General features: G+C 68.5%; 18 protein-coding genes. 2 read left to right on the forward strand and 16 right to left on the reverse strand.

Features of this window, described 5'->3' with window-relative positions:
* Positions 1 to 77: 77 nt before the first annotated feature.
* From ABZY13_RS16845 to ABZY13_RS16905, 13 genes are all read right to left on the reverse strand, one after another.
* Positions 78 to 311 (reverse strand): helix-turn-helix domain-containing protein, encoded by a 234-nt coding sequence (locus ABZY13_RS16845; protein ID WP_142194463.1) that lies wholly within the window; start codon positions 309 to 311, stop codon positions 78 to 80.
* A 491-nt stretch (positions 312 to 802) separates the two neighbouring features.
* Positions 803 to 2,263, reverse strand: a complete 1,461-nt coding sequence (locus tag ABZY13_RS16850; protein WP_356631287.1) for an ATP-binding protein — start codon at positions 2,261 to 2,263, stop codon at positions 803 to 805.
* 2 nt (positions 2,264 to 2,265) lie between these two features.
* Positions 2,266 to 3,108, reverse strand: coding sequence for a bifunctional DNA primase/polymerase (locus ABZY13_RS16855; protein ID WP_356631289.1), 843 nt, complete (start codon positions 3,106 to 3,108; stop codon positions 2,266 to 2,268).
* Positions 3,105 to 3,908: a hypothetical protein gene (locus ABZY13_RS16860; protein WP_356631291.1), complete on the reverse strand. Its 804-nt coding sequence runs from the start codon at positions 3,906 to 3,908 to the stop codon at positions 3,105 to 3,107. The genes ABZY13_RS16855 and ABZY13_RS16860 overlap by 4 nt, the downstream gene beginning before the upstream one ends.
* 149 nt (positions 3,909 to 4,057) lie before the next feature.
* On the reverse strand, positions 4,058 to 4,369 hold the full coding sequence (locus ABZY13_RS16865; RefSeq protein ID WP_356631293.1) for a hypothetical protein: 312 nt from the start codon (positions 4,367 to 4,369) through the stop codon (positions 4,058 to 4,060).
* Positions 4,370 to 4,540: 171 nt separating this feature from the next.
* The gene (gene traB, locus ABZY13_RS16870; RefSeq protein WP_356631295.1) at positions 4,541 to 6,586 is read right to left on the reverse strand and encodes a plasmid transfer protein TraB; all 2,046 of its coding nucleotides are present in this window, start codon (positions 6,584 to 6,586) and stop codon (positions 4,541 to 4,543) included.
* Between the two features lie 13 nt (positions 6,587 to 6,599).
* On the reverse strand, positions 6,600 to 7,139 hold the full coding sequence (traA, locus tag ABZY13_RS16875; RefSeq protein ID WP_356631297.1) for a plasmid transfer protein TraA: 540 nt from the start codon (positions 7,137 to 7,139) through the stop codon (positions 6,600 to 6,602).
* Positions 7,140 to 7,157: 18 nt separating this feature from the next.
* On the reverse strand, positions 7,158 to 7,658 hold the full coding sequence (locus ABZY13_RS16880; RefSeq protein ID WP_356631299.1) for a hypothetical protein: 501 nt from the start codon (positions 7,656 to 7,658) through the stop codon (positions 7,158 to 7,160).
* A 27-nt stretch (positions 7,659 to 7,685) separates the two neighbouring features.
* On the reverse strand, positions 7,686 to 8,024 hold the full coding sequence (locus tag ABZY13_RS16885; protein WP_356631301.1) for an RRQRL motif-containing zinc-binding protein: 339 nt from the start codon (positions 8,022 to 8,024) through the stop codon (positions 7,686 to 7,688).
* Positions 8,021 to 8,635 carry a GGDEF domain-containing protein gene (locus ABZY13_RS16890; RefSeq protein ID WP_356631303.1) on the reverse strand — a complete coding sequence of 205 codons (615 nt, stop codon included), beginning with the start codon at positions 8,633 to 8,635 and terminating at the stop codon, positions 8,021 to 8,023. The genes ABZY13_RS16885 and ABZY13_RS16890 overlap by 4 nt, the downstream gene beginning before the upstream one ends.
* The gene (locus tag ABZY13_RS16895) at positions 8,632 to 9,765 is read right to left on the reverse strand and encodes a conjugal transfer protein (RefSeq protein WP_356631305.1); all 1,134 of its coding nucleotides are present in this window, start codon (positions 9,763 to 9,765) and stop codon (positions 8,632 to 8,634) included. The genes ABZY13_RS16890 and ABZY13_RS16895 overlap by 4 nt, the downstream gene beginning before the upstream one ends.
* A complete protein-coding gene (locus tag ABZY13_RS16900) occupies positions 9,762 to 10,208 on the reverse strand; it encodes a Pycsar system effector family protein (RefSeq protein ID WP_356631307.1) in 447 nt (148 codons plus the stop codon). Before ABZY13_RS16900 ends, ABZY13_RS16895 begins: the two co-directional genes overlap by 4 nt.
* Entirely contained in the window at positions 10,205 to 10,474 is a 270-nt protein-coding gene (locus tag ABZY13_RS16905; RefSeq protein ID WP_356631309.1) for a DUF6284 family protein, read from the reverse strand. Before ABZY13_RS16905 ends, ABZY13_RS16900 begins: the two co-directional genes overlap by 4 nt.
* Positions 10,475 to 11,074: 600 nt before the next feature.
* On the opposite strand from ABZY13_RS16905, the gene ABZY13_RS16910 reads away from it, so the two are divergent.
* Positions 11,075 to 11,842 (forward strand): helix-turn-helix transcriptional regulator, encoded by a 768-nt coding sequence (locus ABZY13_RS16910; protein WP_356631311.1) that lies wholly within the window; start codon positions 11,075 to 11,077, stop codon positions 11,840 to 11,842.
* Positions 11,842 to 12,315 (forward strand): NUDIX domain-containing protein, encoded by a 474-nt coding sequence (locus ABZY13_RS16915; protein ID WP_356631312.1) that lies wholly within the window; start codon positions 11,842 to 11,844, stop codon positions 12,313 to 12,315. Before ABZY13_RS16910 ends, ABZY13_RS16915 begins: the two co-directional genes overlap by 1 nt.
* Here ABZY13_RS16915 and ABZY13_RS16920 read toward each other — a convergent pair.
* The 3 genes from ABZY13_RS16920 to ABZY13_RS16930 form a co-directional block, all read right to left on the reverse strand.
* Positions 12,303 to 12,872, reverse strand: a complete 570-nt coding sequence (locus tag ABZY13_RS16920) for an HD domain-containing protein (RefSeq protein ID WP_356631314.1) — start codon at positions 12,870 to 12,872, stop codon at positions 12,303 to 12,305. The two genes, ABZY13_RS16915 and ABZY13_RS16920, sit on opposite strands and share 13 nt — an antisense overlap.
* Positions 12,873 to 12,883: 11 nt before the next feature.
* Positions 12,884 to 13,330 (reverse strand): winged helix-turn-helix domain-containing protein, encoded by a 447-nt coding sequence (locus ABZY13_RS16925; protein ID WP_356631316.1) that lies wholly within the window; start codon positions 13,328 to 13,330, stop codon positions 12,884 to 12,886.
* A 244-nt stretch (positions 13,331 to 13,574) separates the two neighbouring features.
* A complete protein-coding gene (locus ABZY13_RS16930) occupies positions 13,575 to 15,368 on the reverse strand; it encodes a hypothetical protein (protein WP_356631318.1) in 1,794 nt (597 codons plus the stop codon).
* Positions 15,369 to 16,435: the final 1,067 nt, after the last annotated feature.

Below are 16,435 nucleotides of genomic sequence, written 5' to 3' on the forward strand. Positions count from 1 at the left end.
GCAGTTCCTCCGGTTGGTGCGAGGTAGACAGACCGGGGCGCCGCCCGGATGTCGGGCGGCGCCCCGGAAGGGTGAGGTCAGGCGGCGCGCTGCTCGGCGCGGCGGCGGGCGAGGTAGGCGGCCGGCGCGTCGGCGGGGACGCGTCGGAGCCCGCCGATGGTCAGGGACTCCAGCTCTCCGGTGCGGATGAGGGCATAGCAGGTCGTGCGGCCGATACGGAGGCAGCGGGCGGCTTCTTCGACGGTCAACAGAACGGGGGCCAGGTCGCCAGCCTCAGCGAGTGGTGCGATGTCCACGGTGGCGATGCTCATGGAACGGTCTCCTCTGGGACTGTCCGTCCACGGTCGTGGCGGTGTCTGGACGGGGAGTAGACGTTTGTCCGAGGTGCGGATTTCTGCGTCACCTGCGTCATCTGCGTCATTCGCCGCTCTGACCTGCGGCTTCTCGGTGACGCAGAAGCCGGGGGCCGTGTCACCGGTGACGCGGGCCTGCGTCATCGGGTGACGCGGGTGACGTGGGGTGACGCAGGGATCGGCCGTCTGCGTCACCGCTGTTTCAGCAGGTCACACGCCGTTTACGGGGCGTGGGTGACGCAGGTGACGCAGCGTCTTCCTCCTTCGGACAAGAAGGGGGTGGTGTCTGTTGTGGTGCGCGGCTCAGAGCGTGAAGAAGGAGCCGCTTCGCGGCGCGACCATCGCAGGGCGGCGCCGCCGCCGAACAGCAAGAGGAGCACGCGGCGACGGGTGCTCCTCTTGCGTGTCCGGTCGGGCCGGTCCCGGGGCGGTTAAAAGGCCGCTTCCTGCTAGGGCGGGACTGGTGCGGTGGAGGGCCGCGCGATCTCGATGTAGCGGGCCGTGTTAGTGCGGCCCCAGTCGACGAGGACGCCCCGGGCCGCGAGGGTGGGCTGAAGCCGCTTGAGACGGTCTGAGAGCACCTTGCCCGTGGTCGGCCACCCCTTCGGCAGGGGACGGAAGTCCTCGCCCATGTAGAGGCCGGTGAGGCAGTGCAGCCATTCGGCGGACGTCATCCGCTGCTCGGTGCCCGGCTCGATGCCGGCGGCATGCTTGAGCACGGTCTGCGCCAGCAGGTCGCCCTCGATGACGTCGTCGTTGAGGTCGTCCAGGCTGGCCCGGTAGGCCGCGAGCGCTCCCAGTCCGGTCGCCTTGTCGAGCTGCGCGCACAGGTGGGCGAAGTCGGCCATGCGCAGGTCGGTCGGGGTCTCCGCCTCCGCCGCGCGTACCTTCACCGTGAGGTCCAGGAGCGAGCCGAGGATGACGGGCAGTGCCTCCGCGTACTCCGCCCACAGTTCGTCTTCGGTGCGCCGGACCTTTGGCCGCTCCAGCCGCAGGGGCAGGAGCCGTTCGGCGAGGTCGGGGCGGATGACGCCGACGTCGATGCCGGTCAGGAGCAGGGGGCGGCGGTAGCCGACGCGGAAGACGTCCCCGTCGGTGAACAGGGCGCGTTTGACGTTCTCGGCGCCGGTGACGATGCAGCACATCGCGTCGGAGAGGTCCGGGGTCATGTGGGACAGGTTGTCCAGCGCCGTGACCCATCCGGCCGCCACCGCTGCGATCAGGTTTTCCTCGTCCTTCGGTGCGCGGCGCAGGTCGCCGGTCATGCCCTCGATGATCCGCACGAGCATCCGGCCGCCGGTGGACTTGCCGGCACCCTGCGGGCCGGTGAGGAACGGGGCTGGGACGGGAACCGACGGGCCGAGGCAGCCGATGAGCCAGGCGATGGCCAGGCACTCGGTCTCGGCGGTGGCGAAGTTGCACAGACGCATCAGCAGGTCGATGCCCTTGCCGTTGGTGTCCTTGGCGGGCAGGGGCAGTTCCCCGGTGAGCTGGGTGCGCCGCCAGCACACCTCACGGGGGTCGGGGGTGCGGATGTCCCAGCCGGTGGGGTGGATGCGCACGGACTGCCCGTCGCTGCGCCCGAGGTCCAGCCACGTGGCCCCGTCGTATCCGGGGGCGACGCGGATGTGCACGGGCTGAACGTCCTCGGTCAGCGCCAGCGCTTCGATCAAGTCGAGTGCTTCCTTCATGGCGGTGCCGTTGAACACGCCGATGCCGTCGCGGAACAGTCCGACCATGAGTTCCTGCCGGTGGCTGCCGGTCGTGCCCTGCGAGCGGATCGGGCGGGCCACGGGGTGGCCGTTGCGCTGCGCGTACACGGTCCCGTCAGCGGTGCGGAAGTACCGGAAATGGGATTGCGCGTAGTCGGTGATGATCTGGCGGGCGGGGTTCTTTTCGTCGTCGGACATGCTCACAGTCCCAACGTGGTGCGGGCGTTGGCCCACGCGTCCGTGCAGTGCCGCAGCGTCTCGCCCTTGGCCTGCGCGGCGGTGAACAGGCGGCCGACGTGCGCGTCGGTGAGGCAGCCGCACCGGCCGTGCGTGGACAGCACCGCGAGGAACGTCCGGTACACGGTGGCGTGGATCGCGCTGCTGGCTTCGGTGATGCGCTGCTCGGCCATGGCGATACCGCGTTCCAGATAGGCGGGCGTGCGGTGCCGGCACTCCCCGCCACCGGCGGGCGCGCTGACGGCGTGCGGCGCCAACCGGGCCGGGGACGGCGCCTTGACGGCCAGGGCTCGGACCGTGTCCGGCAGGTCGGCCAGGCGGCCGGTGCCGGGACCGAGGTAGCGGGCGTAGGCCATGGTCGATTTGATGTCGACACCGGGACGCACCCCGTTGGACGACGCCATGATGCCCCGGTAGATCCAGTGCTCACCGCGAGTCGTCGCCACGGTCCGTGTCGCGGGCAGCGTGGCACGGGCCCAGGCGATGGCTTGCGCGTCGTCCAGGTCCAACACGGTGAGCCCGGCACCGCCGGGGTGGTAGGCGACGGCGACGGCCCGCCTCCATGCGGTCGTCCAGGCCGGGGAGGTGAGGACGGCCGTGTCGGTGGTGGCGGCGGCCCATCCGTGGCACGGGGCGAGGCACTGGCAGGAACCCGGCACCTTCATGTTGGGCCGGCCGCCGCACGCGTTGTCCGTGCACGCGTGGCAGTTGCCGAACGGCACCTTGCCCCGCCGCAGGGGCAGCACCGGCACCCCAGACGCCGCCAGGCTCAACGCGGTGCGGAGGGGGTAGGGCGTCTCGCTCATGCCGCGCTCCCTTCGGTCAACAGCGTCTGGCGGTGGGTGGGGATGGCAGCCACGACGCGCTCACGCCACTTCAGGGCGTAGTCGATGCAGTTGGCGCAGTTCTTGTGGGTGTGGCCGGGCAGGGCCGGACGCCATCGGGCGTGGGAGCTCCAGGCGGCGGAGTCGGCGGAGGCGAGCAGATGCCCAACCCGTTCGAGCCCCAGGATCTTGAAGCCGAAGCCGTGCAGCCGGTAGCCGCGGGCGGCCATCGCGGTGACGATCGCAGCCCCCTGCTTGGTGGACTGCAACCGGCACACCGAGCCCAGCCCGACGGTGGGCTCGCGGCGCAGGTCCACGCCGTAGCTCTCGTACAGGTCCGCACATGCGTGGTACTCGGCCACGGTGCGGCCCTGAAGGGTGGGAATGATCCGCAGGGTCGGGGCAAGGGAGCGCAGATCCAGGAAGTTGTGCACGGTGCGCCGCTGGTGCTCAGGCACACTCAGGTGGGTGCCGACGAACGTGAGCGGGCCGGCCTTGCCGCCGTGGATGATGAGGTCCTCGCACATCCAGTCCTGGCCAGCGGCCCAGTCGTAGGGGCCGACGTGCTCCCAGATGCGCCGCAGGTCGTCCACGTACTGGCGTGGGCTGCGGGTCCAGCGGCCGTGACGCTGGAGTTCCGAGAAACCGCCGGAGTCGACCGCGTACCGGCCGCGTGCCGGGTGCAGCTTGGCCGCGGCGGCGAAGTGCTCGGACTTCAGGAACAGCGGCACGTCGGTGAGCTTGACCCAGTGCCGTTTGTGGGTGGTCAGGTAGAACCGCATCCCGTCCGCGGCGGAAGCTCCCGATGGTAAGGCTCGCGTGTGGGTCGTGAGTTGCGTCATGCTGGAGACCTCCAACAGGTCTGTTGAGGACGGTTGGGCAAGGGCGGCCCCGCGGCTTTGGCGAGATGCGGGGGCCGCCCTTGGCGTAGCTAGGTGTGCTTGCTGCGGGCGAGCCGCAGGCCGATGCCGCCGATGCCGATGGGGCCGGCAGCGGCGCCGATGGCGGCGGCGGTGTGGGCGGCGAAGTCGAGCAGTGCGAGGAACGCGGCCACGAGTCCGAAGATGCCGATGATTCCCGCGCCGGCGACGGCGATAAGGAACAGGTAGTGCCGCAGGGGGCGGCCCGTGGGGTCGGTGTGGTGGACGACGATGACGACGGGGGCGCCGGTGGTTTCGGCGCGGCGGTAGGTGTCGGCGGGGATGTGCGGGGCGATGATCCCCGGCGGGTCGCGGTGGGTCATCAGTGCCTCCCTTGGGTGTGCTGCGGGCCCGCGCCGTTGCGTGGCGCGGGCCCGTGTGGGTGGGTGTGATGGGCGGGTGTGACGCGGGTGTGACGGGCCGCTGTGATGGCGCGTCACACCCGCGTCTGCCTAGGGGTTTGGGTGTGACGAGCCCGTCACGTGTGACGGGTGTCAGGCGGCCGCGAGGACGGGGACGATGCGCCACCGGCCGGTGATGTTCGTCGCCTGCAGACGGCCTTCCTGCGCTGCTTCCTTGAGCCGCTTGGAGACCCAGGACCGGCCCAGGTTGTGGCGGTCGCACCAGTCGGTGAAGTCCTTCGGGCCGACGATCATCTGCCCGTTCTGCTCGAACTCCTCCAGCGCGGCCGCGAACAGTTCCCGGGCTTCCTCCGGGGTGGGCTTGCGGCCGGTCTCCTGTCCGAAGATCGGGGCGTCGTCCCCGTCTTCGGCCCCGGGCAGGTCCGCTTCCGGGTCGATACCGGCGTCCTCGGGGTCGACCAGCAGCCCGCCGTGGTTCATGTCGTCCTCCTCGGTGACGGCCCGGAGCGCTGCCGGTTGCTGTGTGTCGGTGGTGCGGCCGGTATAGGCGGTGCCGGCCACGCCCACCGCCGCGCCGGCGGTGATCGGGTCGGCGGTGGCGCCGTTGCGCTGGACCCAGGTGGCCAGCAGCTCCATCACCGGCACGGCCCGGTGGGTGAAGCGGCGGGTGCGGCCCGGCGAGGGGTAGCGGTCCTCCGGGACGCCCGGGGAAACGACGAAGCAGTAGCCCGGCCGCCGGTTCCCCCACGCGCCAGGGTGGGCGCCCGCGGCCAGCACCTCATCCGGCAGGCAGAACCCCTCATCGCGCGGGTCGCAGCCGAGTGCGATCACGGAGGGCAGGGAGGCCCGGGTGGAGGTGGACATCTGGTCGTAGGACGGGCGCTGAAGCGACACGATCAGCGAGATACCGGCGGACCGTGCTTCCTGCGCGATGCCGGTGAACGCGTCGTCTCCCAGCGCCCGCAGGGTGTTGGCGGCTTCCTCGAACCAGGTGACCAGGAACGGCATGCCCGGGCAGTCGCACGCCCGGCCGTCGGCCCGGCAAGTGTGCTCCGGGCTGTTCTGCGGCTGCGCGGCGGCGGGGACCCACTGCCGGTAGCCGTGCGCACCGAGCCAGCGGGTGCGGGCGGGGATGGCCTCCTGGACGGCGGCCACCATGACCTCCGTGTCCGCGCCGCCCTCCGCACCCCAGTCCAGGCCCGGCCGCAGCGGGGCGAAGTCCTGGAACGCCTTGGGGTCGGAGAACCACACGATCACATCCCGCCGGGACAGGATCTCGGTCAGAAGGTTCAGGGCGGTGTCGCCCTTGCCCGAGCCGGTGCCGCCCGCGATGAGCACGTGCGTGGAGTTGCGGCCCGCGTCCGGGTCACCGGGCAGCCACATGACCAGCGGCGCGCCATCGTCGTAGCGGCCGATGACCAGCGGCTCGGCGATCGACCCTCCCAGGTTCGAGGGGCCCTCCCACTCCACCGTCTCGGCCAGCATGTCCTCGGGAACGATGACCAGGTCCCCGCGCCGGTTGGAGTCGGGATCGGGCGTGTAGCGCACGGCGGAGGTCGGCAGGTCCAGGGCGGAGGCGATGTTGCCCAGCGCCTTGGCCATGTCGTCGTTGGTCTGCTCCCCCGCCGCGAGCGCGACCGGGACGGTGACCCGGTTCGGCTCCACCTTCGCCGCCCCGATCTGCGCCCGCGCCAGACCCACCTTCTCCAGCAGGCCCTTGTCGGAGCTCTCGCCGGGGGAGTCGTTGTGGCGCAGGACCATCCGCACGTTCCACGACAGCGCCAGCGCCGGCCCACCCATCAGATACAGGTCGTCCAGCGGGCCGGCGGTGGGGCCGGCCAGGCACGCAGCGGTCACCCACGCCGATCCGGCGGCCACGGTGATGGCCGAGTGCAGGCGCCGCTGGGAGCTGGTCGACTTCCCAGCCCACCAGGTGACGCCGGTCAACGCGACCGACGCGAGCGTGAGCCCGACACCGGCCGCGGAACTGTCGGACCACCGCCAGTGCCCCAGCGCACCCGCCAGACCCACACCGCCGGCGGCGAGCCACGGCGGCAGGTGCGGCTTGGCCCGGTTCAGCAGGTACGCCCGGACGGAACCACCCGTGCCGGCATTCGTGTCGGTGGTCAGGGCGAGCGGGTACGCCCGCCCTTCCTGATCGGTCCACTTGCGTGCCATGGTCGTACCTCCTCTACTGCTGGGCCCAGTTCATGACCGGCTGCTGCGGCTTGCGGGCACGGTGGCGCACCCGGTTGATCTCCTCCTCGTACTCCTGCTGGAACACCGCGTAGCAGGCGGCGGCGTTCTTCGCCGCATCCCGCAACGCGTCCGCGGACCGCTGCATCTTGCGCGCCACCTTCGCCGCCCTCACCCGCGACCCGAACGCCCGCCCCTCCGGGTCCGGCACGGCCGCGAGGACGCCCTTGAGGATCTCGGCGCCCATCGCCACATCGATCGAGAGCGTCACGGCGGCGGCCCGCAGGGTGTTGCAGTAGTTGCGCACCTGCGCCGGCGAGGTGAACTCCGGTGCCGGCAGCAGGGACTCGGCGTGCGAACGGCCACCGCCCCCACGGGCGGCGCCCCGGTTGTTGTTCACGGTCACGTTGACCGGAGGGACGAACGTGCCGCCCAGGGCGCCGACGAAACCGCCCGCGGCGGCGCCGGCATTGGCGAACTTGTTGCCCTTGTTGGCAGCGCCGTTCGGGCCGCCGTTACGCGTCGGGGTTGCCATCGTGATGTCTCCCTCGGGTCAGTGGGTGCGGCGGACGAAGAGCCAGGCGGACTGTGCGGTGACCAGGGTGAGCAGCCACCACAGCTCCAGCGCTCCGGCGAGTGGCCCAAATCCGGCCGCGGTGGCGAGCCAGGCGAGAGCGGACGACGTGAGCGCGGCCAGGCCGATACGCCAGACCAGGACGGAGCCGGTGGCGGGGCGGCGTCGCTGCGTGATCAGCAGCCACACCAGCGGGCCGGCCGCGGCCGGGGCGAGCAGCAGACCGGACCACCACGCGATGACGTGCAGCAGCCCGGCCACGACCAGCGCCAGCACCGCGAGCCCGGTCGGGGCGAGAGCGCGGCGCGAGCGCCACAGCCACCCACCGACCACGGCCAAAGCCTCGCGGGCCAGGGAGGGCCGCTCGGGCACGACCACGACGAACGGCTCAGCGCCACGGCGGCCACGCTGGCGGGGGATACGGACGGTGTGGACCCCGGCGGCCGACGTGGCGCCGCGGGCACGGGTACGACTGGACACAGCGAAACTCCCAGGAAGTCGAAGGGTTCAGGCGGCGCACTGTTCGTCGGGAAAGGCACACGGGGTGCACATGCCGAGCGAGGACGGGATGACGTATCCGGCATCCCGCCCGCACTCCGGGCACGGGCGGCGGGCGGCATTGGCCTTGGCCAGCGCCGCCCGCCGCGCCGGCGTCATCGGCCGCACCGGCAGCGCGAGGTCGACGCGGTACAGGTAGGCGACCAGCGGGCCCCGCCGACGGCGGGGCCGTTCGAGTTGCGCGGCCACGTCCTGGCCACCCGGCCGCAGCCCGGCAGCGCGCAGCTGGCGGCGGGTGGCCAGTCCGTCCGGGGCGAGGCGCCACCGGTAGACGGGCAGGGTGCTCATGCCGTGCGACGGCGGCCTGGCCGGCGGCCGGTGACGGAGGCGAGCAGACGGTCCAGGGCGGCCCGGTGGACCGGGACGGGCGCCCGTTTGGCCGCGTACATGGCCTCGTCCGCGCGCCGCAGCAGCGCCGACAGATCCTCATCCGGATGGTCGGCCCGTCGCACCCACCCCAAGGAGACGCTGGTGTGGACCTCGGGCGCGTTGTCGACCGGGCGGGCCAGGATGCGGCCCAGGACGGCGAGTTGGTCGGCGGCGGTGCCGTCTCGGTCGACCAGGACGGCGGCGAACTCGTCCCCGCCCAGCCGGCCCACCACACCGGAGCGGCCCACCGCGTGAGCGAGCCGGGCGGCCGTGAAGGCAAGGAGCGCGTCCCCGGCGGCGTGGCCGTGGGTGTCGTTGACCTGCTTGAAGCGGTCCACGTCCGCCAAGAGCACGACCGCGTGCCGGTTGCGCAGCAGACGGCGGGCCTGGCGAGTGAAGGCGTCCCGCGTCCACAGACCGGTGAGCGGGTCACGGCGGGCGGCGCGTAAGCGGCGGACCATCCATCCCGCGTGCACACCCCAGGCTGTGGCGGGCAGCGCGGCGGCGGCCGTGAGTGCCAGAAGGCTCATGCGCGCACCTCCGTCCGGTCGGCCCGCTCAGCGAGCAGGGCGTCACGCAGCATGCGGGCGTTCGCCGGAGAGGTGCGGATGGCGCGGCGGATCCCCTCGGCCGTCACCTTCGCGTCCGGCAGACCGGCCATGGCCGTGCGCGCCTCGCTCAGTAACTGCTCGGGAGTACGCCGGGGTCGGGTCGACTTCGCCGCGTCGGGGACACGACCGGTTGCCCGACGGGGCGGGGTCGATTCCGCCGGCACGGCCCGCAGCCCGGACGTACCGGCGGGGGACGTGGTCGGGGTGGCGAGGGCGGGCAGCGGCTTGAGCGGCGGGACCGACTTACCCAGGTCGACCGCGACCGGATCGGGCACCGTGATCCGGGTCAACGTGACCACCGGCTCCGGAGTCGATTCCGGCAGGTCAGCCGTAGACCGTTTCCTCACGGTCTCGGTAGATTCCTCCGCATTCGCGGCCAGTGTGGGATCGAGGGCGGGGGCGGGGGCGGCGGGGGTGCCGCCGAACATCGACGCCAAGGCGGCTTCCGCTCCGGCGGTGACACGGTCGCGCTGGACGTCCAGCAGCCTCGATCCCAATGCCACGTCCCCGACCCCGACCTTGCGGGCCAGCCGCCACGACTTGCGCTCGGACCACTTCTTGACCCGGTCGCTGGGGTGCTGGGTGGCGCGGGCACGGTGGTAGGCCAGAGCCTGCACCAGATCGGCAGTGCGCCGCTCGTTCTCCGCGTCACGGCCATCGGTGTGGACGACGATCCGCCGGGCGAGGAACGCCATGCCCTCAGCCGAGACGGACATACCCATCGGGGTCAGGGCGTAGATGACAGTGCGGCCCGGATCGGGGGCGGCCATGGCGCCCATGACGGCAGCGGCGGCCGGCAGCACCCACAACCCCGCCCGCACGATCCGGGGCGAGGACTGGCCCAGCATCGTCAGACCGAGCAGGACCAGGGCGAGCACGGCGGTGGCACCCTCACCGGCGGCGAGAGCTCCCAGCGCGGTGCCCTTGCCGTAGGCGTGACCGATGTTGCTGTACGTGCCGATCCCGCCGAGCACCCCGGTGGCGAGCATCGGCACGAACGCGGCCGACAACACACCGACCTGCACCTTCGTGAGTTTGGTGTGGTTCACAGCGCACCTCCCGCGGTGAGCAGTGCGGCGAGGATGAGCAGGGCCCCGCCGGCGCGGATGAGGTCGACCGCGCGGCGCAGGCAGGTGAACTTGGTGACGGCCAGCCGGGACAGGCCGGCGATGTCGGCGGCCAGGTCGGAAGAGACAGCGGCGCTGATCTCCTCCGCCGTGAGCGTGGCCCACAGCGGGAAGCCGTGCCGGCCGCTGACGTTCGGGCGGACCGACCGCAGCAGCGCACCGACCGCCGCGACCAGCAGCACCAGACCGGCCCCGCCCACGACGACGACGGGCCAGTTCAGCGGCAGGTCACGGGCGACCGTCCACGCCCCAGCCAGCACCGCGCCGACGAACGCCAGCAGCAGCGCCGTCTTGCCGTCCGTGCGCGCGATCTCCGCCTTCACCTCGGCGTGCGCGGCGATCAGGTTCCGTTCGGTGGCGCTCACGCGGCGCCCCCGGGCAGGCTCGCGGCCGTGGTGCGGTTGAGCAGCGCGACGCGGGCGGCCAGCGCCCGGCGGCGGGCCCGGCGGATCCGGCGGACGTCCAGCTCGGTCGGCGTGCGGTCCAGCGTGACGATGTACGCGTCGAGCACGTCGACGTCCGCCAGGATGACGGGCATCTCCAGCTCGATTGCGTCCAGCTCCGCATCCGTCGGCTCCATGAAGTCGGCGAACGCGGTAACAGCGTCCTGAACAGTGACGATGTGACTCATTGGGTCGTGTTCCTCTCACAGGCGGAACGGCCCGAACAGCACCCCCGGAGTTGCCCCTCCGGGGGTGCGCGCCGTTGAAGTCGGAAGGCCCGGCTCCCCTCTGCGCTGCTCGTGCGAGACGAGCAGCGGAGGCAACCGGCCGCCGTGACCAGCACGGCGGAAGGGCTGAGTTTGAAGCGCGGCAGGTGCCGCGAAAGTTCTGCGGATGTCAGATCACGCAATGCCAGTCACCGCCCCGAAGGGCGGAACCGGGCAGGTCACCCGGCCCGACATGGGCGGTCGGGGTGGTGACCCGCACCCATCGACCGCACGTGTTCATGCGGCTGGGTCGGCACTCTGTTGAGTTCTTCGCAGTGCGGAATCCGGGCCAAGCCATCCGGGCACTGCATGAGGAACATGTAGTACGTGTTCCTCATCATGCAGAGAGGGGTTCGCCCCGTCAAGCCCTTCGACTTTGTGGAGTTCGGCGGCCCCCTCACCGCGACGTACCTACAGACTCGCGCCAGCGACGACGACGCTCGACTCCGCACCTGTACGACCTGGGTCGTTCTTGGCTAGCGTGAAGTCGTACCAAGTCGTCCCTGGGAAGCGGAGGTTGACGTGGCGAACGAGCGGCTGCGAGGTGCGATCGTTGACCTGGGGCTAACGCTTGACGAGGTCGCTGAAAGGCTTGGGGTCGCTGCAAAGACGGTCGAACGTTGGATCAATGACCCCGAGCGGAAGCCATACCGTCGTTTCCAGTACGCGACTGCCTCACTGCTCAAGTGCGAGGTGTCGTACCTGTGGCCCGACGAACGCACCTCGGCTGAGGTCACGGCGTCCGGCAACGCGGAGTTGGTGCAGCTGTATCCACATCGGTCAGTCATGGCACCATCGCTGTGGACCAGCCTCTACGCCAAGGCGACACGTCAGTTCGATGTGCTGGTGTACTCCGGGTTTTGGCTCACGGAAGACGCGGCGTTCCATCGCATCGTGAAGGAGAAGTCTGCCGACGGCGTCCCCATCCGTTTCATGCTGGGAGAGCCCACTTCAGCAGCTGTAGCCGTCCGCGGAGAAGACGAGGGGATCGGCACCGCGATGGCGGGCAAGATCCGCAACGCCCTCATCAACTACGGCCCGCTCTTCGGCCTGCCCGGCGTTGAGTTCCGGCTGCACGGGACCACCCTGTACAACTCCCTCTACCGAGCCGATGACGAGTTGCTGGCGAACGGCCACCTCTACGGTGTAGGCGCCTACATGGCTCCAGTGCTGCACTTGCGGCGAGTGCCTGGTGGCGAACTCTTCGACGCCTACGCTGAAAGCGTTGAGAGGGTCTGGGAATCTGCCCGCCCGATCTCCTCACCCGCCGACTGGGAAGGCCCGCAGTAATGACCCGTATCGACTACTTCCGCGACCCGAACGCGCCAGCGGCCAACTCGGTGGTGCCCTCGGTCACAGCGGTTGTCCGGGACGACGCGGGACGACTCCTGCTCATCCACAAAACCGACAACAACCTGTGGGCGCTGCCCGGCGGAGGCCACGACCTCGGCGAGCGCATCGGTGACACCGTCGTTCGGGAGGTCTTGGAAGAGACGGGGATTCAGGTGGAGGTTGACAGCATTGTCGGGCTCTACACCGACCCCGAGCACGTGTTGGCGTACGACGACGGAGAGGTCCGGCAGCAGTTCTCCATCTGCTTCCGCGCCCACCCCGTCGGCGGCGCGCTGCGTACGAGCAGCGAATCGAAAGAGGTTCGTTGGGTCGACCCAGCGGACCTCGACCGATTGGACATCCATCCGTCGATGATGCTGCGGATTCAGCACGGCCTGGATGAAGCTCGGCGAGAGCCCTACATCGGCTGACTGCCGGCGGAGACCTGCGCCACACGCTCCTCTACGCGCCTTGCGGCTGCGTGAATCTCGGGGGCGGCACGCTGGATGAATCGGCCCACGATCGTTTCCGGGCCGTATCGCTTCACGATCTCGTCCAGTCGTTCGCCTGGCGTGGTCCGTGTCCCGTCCGGCGTCGTCGTCATGTCGCAGTAGATCAGTGCGTCGACGAGGTCCGGACGCTCAAGCTGGAACTCGGTCTCCAGTTCCTCCCTCAGCCCGCGCTCCTCGGCCTCCAAAAGGGCGCAGGAGTGATGAGCGACCAGACGTATGACACGTTCGTCAGCCCCCATCTGGTTTCGGAGGAACCTCGCGCCGTCCAGTGGATGGAAGCCGGTGGCAGCAATGGCCGGCGAGTACCCGACGTCGTGCAGCACCGCAGCGGCCTCCAGGAGCTCCGCGTCGTCGCCCAGAATGGGGCGCAGGGAGCGAGCGCACTTGGCCACCCCGAGCGAGTGTGCCCAGCGGCGCGGCAACGGTTCGGACAACATCGCTTCGGACAGCGAGTACGCCCACTCTGTCAGTCCCATGGCGCCCAAGCCTACGGCCGCGTGGTCGGAGTCGGGAGGGCGCGCACCGTGCGCCCCTTGCCGTGAACCGTGGTGAGCAAGCCGTTCCCCTCCATCTGCGCAAGAACGCGCCGTACAGCGGTCCGTGACGCACCGAACCGCTCACACAGCTTGGCCTCTGACGGGTACGCGTCGCCTACGGACAGGGAGTCTTCCGCGATCACATCAGTCATGCGTTCGGCGAGGGACCGCCGGTCGCCGCCCCGTGCAGGGCGCCACCCGATCCCGGGCACGGACTCGACAATGCCGTCAGCTTCGAGAACCTTGAGGGCGCGGCGGATCGTGTTGCGGCCGACCCCGTGCGAGCGCATCATGGCGGCTTCCGACGGCAGGGCGCCGGTACCCTCCCGCTCTTGTATCTCAGCTCGCAGAGCCTCTGCGATGACCAGGTAGGTTCCGCGCGGACTGGCCTGCGGCACGTGGCCTCCCCTTCACCATCGGCGGCGTCCCGGTGGGCGCCTGGCAGATTCAAGTTTTCCACGTCCCGCGCAACCGCTCGATGGCCTCGCCTCCGCCTTCTAGCTCGGCACCGCTCATTGTCCTGCGACGGCCGCTCAACCGCTGTCACCCCCCTGGCTTCTTCTCTGCGCATGCACCGCGGGTGAAACCATCCCCGCGCCACTCCTGTGGTTGAGAGGCGCTCATCCTCGAAGGTGAACAGCATCAGGCACCTTGAGTGTCGTCTCGACGCACTACTCTCACCGTGCCGAGAGGCCATGAGATACCAGGTTCCCTGCGGCGACTCCGAGGGCGTGGCCGGCCGCGCCTTAGCGTGAGACCAAGCAAGCAAGCAAGTACTGAGGCCAAGAAAACGAGGTACCCGACCCACGTTCCTTTATCCCCACGAGCGGCGAGAAAGTGGAATGGCTTCAGAGGGATACCTAGAATTCCATCATCCTTGACCTTATTGGCGATGCCGAGTGTTTCATCGATCGCAGGCAGGCCGAGAAAGATAGCGACGATGAGAGCGACCCCTGCCAGCATATTAGCCCGCGTAGCAGATCTCTTCGATTCGGCCGCGACTACTAGCTGCTGAAGTTGATCAATGCTTTCAAGTACGTGACCATAGAGCCTATCGGCTCGCCACTCGACAAGCAGCCGATCAACCAGATCCCTGGCATCACCGAAAGAAATTGACGAGTCACGATATTCGCGCAATCCAAAGATCGCTTCTCGCTGAATCTCGCGCACGTGCCGAACGCTGTCATTCGCCACTCCGACTCGACGATCTAGCAATCGAATCTGCCAATACTGCAATAGGGCGCTTTCTAGGATCACGACCCTCTGCAAGTGCTGGGCAAACTGTCCATCTGGCGATCCGGGCCAGTTGATCTCTAGCGATGAGGACATGTTGCAATACCAGGAACTACTTTTAGTGAGACTGCAGTCTTCAGGAATCAGGCTAGATACGGCACCTTCTCGAACACTTGAGACGTCAATGGATCGTATGATCGCGTTCTTCAATTCGCGCTCATGATTTCTCCTGAATGACTCCTCAGAGTTACAACATACCACCTTATCGATAAATGCCGCCGGGTAGCAGAACCAATCCCCCGAACATGCGCTCTTAATGGTGAGGGCGATAGCTTGCTGATAAAGGGTAGAAAGTTCAGATATCGCCGCTGGGGATTCGTGCTTGATTATCCTCCACCTCACCCCTCCCTCTTGCTCCGCCTCCCACTCACCTTCTAGGTGGCGTTCTGCCCGCTTCCCGAAGGCGGCGCGAAGAATTGGCTCTGACACACGCGCAGCCGTCACGAATTCGGATGACCCGAATGACATTTCGAGATACTGGTCAACCGTAATGTGGTCGGGAAGCGACAATACGACCGTCAATTGCATCACGCCCGAACGATGGAGCAAGAGCAATATTTCCGCCCGAGTTCCCTCCTCCATACTCCCGGAAGGACGCGGTTCGCCGCCATTCATACGCGCAAGCCACTGTCCGGCACTCCTAAGCCGAAGGCGCAAGTATGGTTCACTGGCAAGGTAATCAGCTCGCAACAGGTCTTGTTCAATATGGTGCTGAACGGCATTGACAAACTGATACTCGGCAACGGACTGCTCAATAAGCGATAGGTTTTCCCTTAGGGAATCGGGAATCGGTGAGGGCGACTCGTTGGTTGAGGACCTCGAACGTCTAAGCGTAGGTCTCGCAAGGATTCGCGCAGCCCAAAACGGGTGGCGAATCATCCATCTGATTAGCCGATCTTCTTCAAGTGCATCATTCATGCCATAAAGAGCGTTGGTCTTACGCATGAGCCGTACTAGGCTCTGATACCTGTGAGCAACGCGCACTTGGCCGTCTCGGGGAGACACGAGAGTTTCAGCAATCCCGGATTTCAGGAGCTGATTCGCGGCCTTTCGGATATCAAGAGGGCGCCCCGCATCGAACGAGTAAATAAAATAGATCGTCCCCTCTTCAATAACCGCCTCATGGCTCGACTGCGTAATCACTAGAAATCCCCCAGGTCTGATGGGTCTTATCCATCGCGGTACCGTTGACTGCTCGCAGATCGGCTAGGACCTCGCGTCAGTCTAGATCTGGGCCGGCGTCGGACGCTCTTGGGATGAGATGGGACGATGTCTCAGCGCATCGAGTCGTTACCGGCAAGGCGATCACGCAGCCGGCACGCACCCGCCTACAGATCAGGTGAAAGCCCTGCACGCTGGGCTCCCATCGGCTGTCATGGATGGAACCGACCTGCCTGGAGGGAAACGTGCCTCAGAGTCACGAAGGGATCCTCGTGCCCGTGCCGCGCGAGGGCGGAGCGTGGAGCATGCAATGGCAAGTCAAGTGCCCCGCGTGCGGCATCGAAGAGGTGGAGCAGGGAGAAGGGCCCGACCATGAGGCGGTTACAGTGCATCCGGACCGGGACAGCCCCGGTAGTCCCCTCGGAACCAGGGGCGGCTTCGTCAGTGTGGAACTGACCTGCGCTGCAGGTCACGGTTTCGACTTCATCATCAGCAACCACAAGGGAGCTGAGTTCGTCGGTGTTGTCCCACGGACCTGATCTCGTTGTCCTGCTCGTTGTCCAGTTTGCCGACGGACGCCAGTGTCCGTCGACGTTCGCTCACACTCTCTGACCTGCTGCGCGAACGTCCATGAACAGTCCGGTACAGCTATACGCACAGTTGGAAAGCGTGTTGGGGGCAACCCCTCACGAGTTCGAATCTCGTATCCTCCGCCAGTGCCTCACCGGGCACGATGTCGAAGGGCCCCCTGGAAACAGGGGGCCCTTCGACGTGCCTGGTCTCAGCCGGTGTGATCGGATCGGCGCGGGACCTGGGAGGGACTGTCCGACATCTGCCGCCAGGCCGACGACCCGCAGGTCGTGCTCCGGTGGTGCTGGACCTCATCCCCAAGCCCATGGCGGAGATCGTCGGCCGCCCCGAACTGCTCGGCCGTCCGCCGGCCCGCGTCGGACGCGGTGTCGTTCACGACCCCAACGCCCGTACCGGTCACGAGGTCGACGTGGCGGTCGTCGGAATGGGGCAGGCGTCGGCCGCTCCGAGGAGGCCAC

Origin of the sequence: Streptomyces sp. NPDC006610 (genome assembly GCF_040611575.1) — a bacterium.
In the GTDB taxonomy this organism is placed as follows: Bacteria; Actinomycetota; Actinomycetes; order Streptomycetales; family Streptomycetaceae; genus Streptomyces.

Bases quoted from the DNA above. Each gene is read 5' to 3' on its own strand.
- ABZY13_RS16905 (WP_356631309.1), bottom strand. From the start codon at position 10,474: ATGAGTCACATCGTCACTGTTCAGGACGCTGTTACCGCGTTCGCCGAC.
- ABZY13_RS16915 (WP_356631312.1), top strand. From the start codon at position 11,842: ATGACCCGTATCGACTACTTCCGCGACCCGAACGCGCCAGCGGCCAAC.
- traA (WP_356631297.1), bottom strand. From the start codon at position 7,139: ATGGCAACCCCGACGCGTAACGGCGGCCCGAACGGCGCTGCCAACAAG.
- ABZY13_RS16855 (WP_356631289.1), bottom strand. From the start codon at position 3,108: ATGAGCGAGACGCCCTACCCCCTCCGCACCGCGTTGAGCCTGGCGGCG.
- traB (WP_356631295.1), bottom strand. From the start codon at position 6,586: ATGGCACGCAAGTGGACCGATCAGGAAGGGCGGGCGTACCCGCTCGCC.
- ABZY13_RS16850 (WP_356631287.1), bottom strand. From the start codon at position 2,263: ATGTCCGACGACGAAAAGAACCCCGCCCGCCAGATCATCACCGACTAC.
- ABZY13_RS16845 (WP_142194463.1), bottom strand. From the start codon at position 311: ATGAGCATCGCCACCGTGGACATCGCACCACTCGCTGAGGCTGGCGAC.
- ABZY13_RS16865 (WP_356631293.1), bottom strand. From the start codon at position 4,369: ATGACCCACCGCGACCCGCCGGGGATCATCGCCCCGCACATCCCCGCC.
- ABZY13_RS16860 (WP_356631291.1), bottom strand. From the start codon at position 3,908: ATGCGGTTCTACCTGACCACCCACAAACGGCACTGGGTCAAGCTCACC.
- ABZY13_RS16885 (WP_356631301.1), bottom strand. From the start codon at position 8,024: ATGAGCACCCTGCCCGTCTACCGGTGGCGCCTCGCCCCGGACGGACTG.
- ABZY13_RS16890 (WP_356631303.1), bottom strand. From the start codon at position 8,635: ATGAGCCTTCTGGCACTCACGGCCGCCGCCGCGCTGCCCGCCACAGCC.
- ABZY13_RS16920 (WP_356631314.1), bottom strand. From the start codon at position 12,872: ATGGGACTGACAGAGTGGGCGTACTCGCTGTCCGAAGCGATGTTGTCC.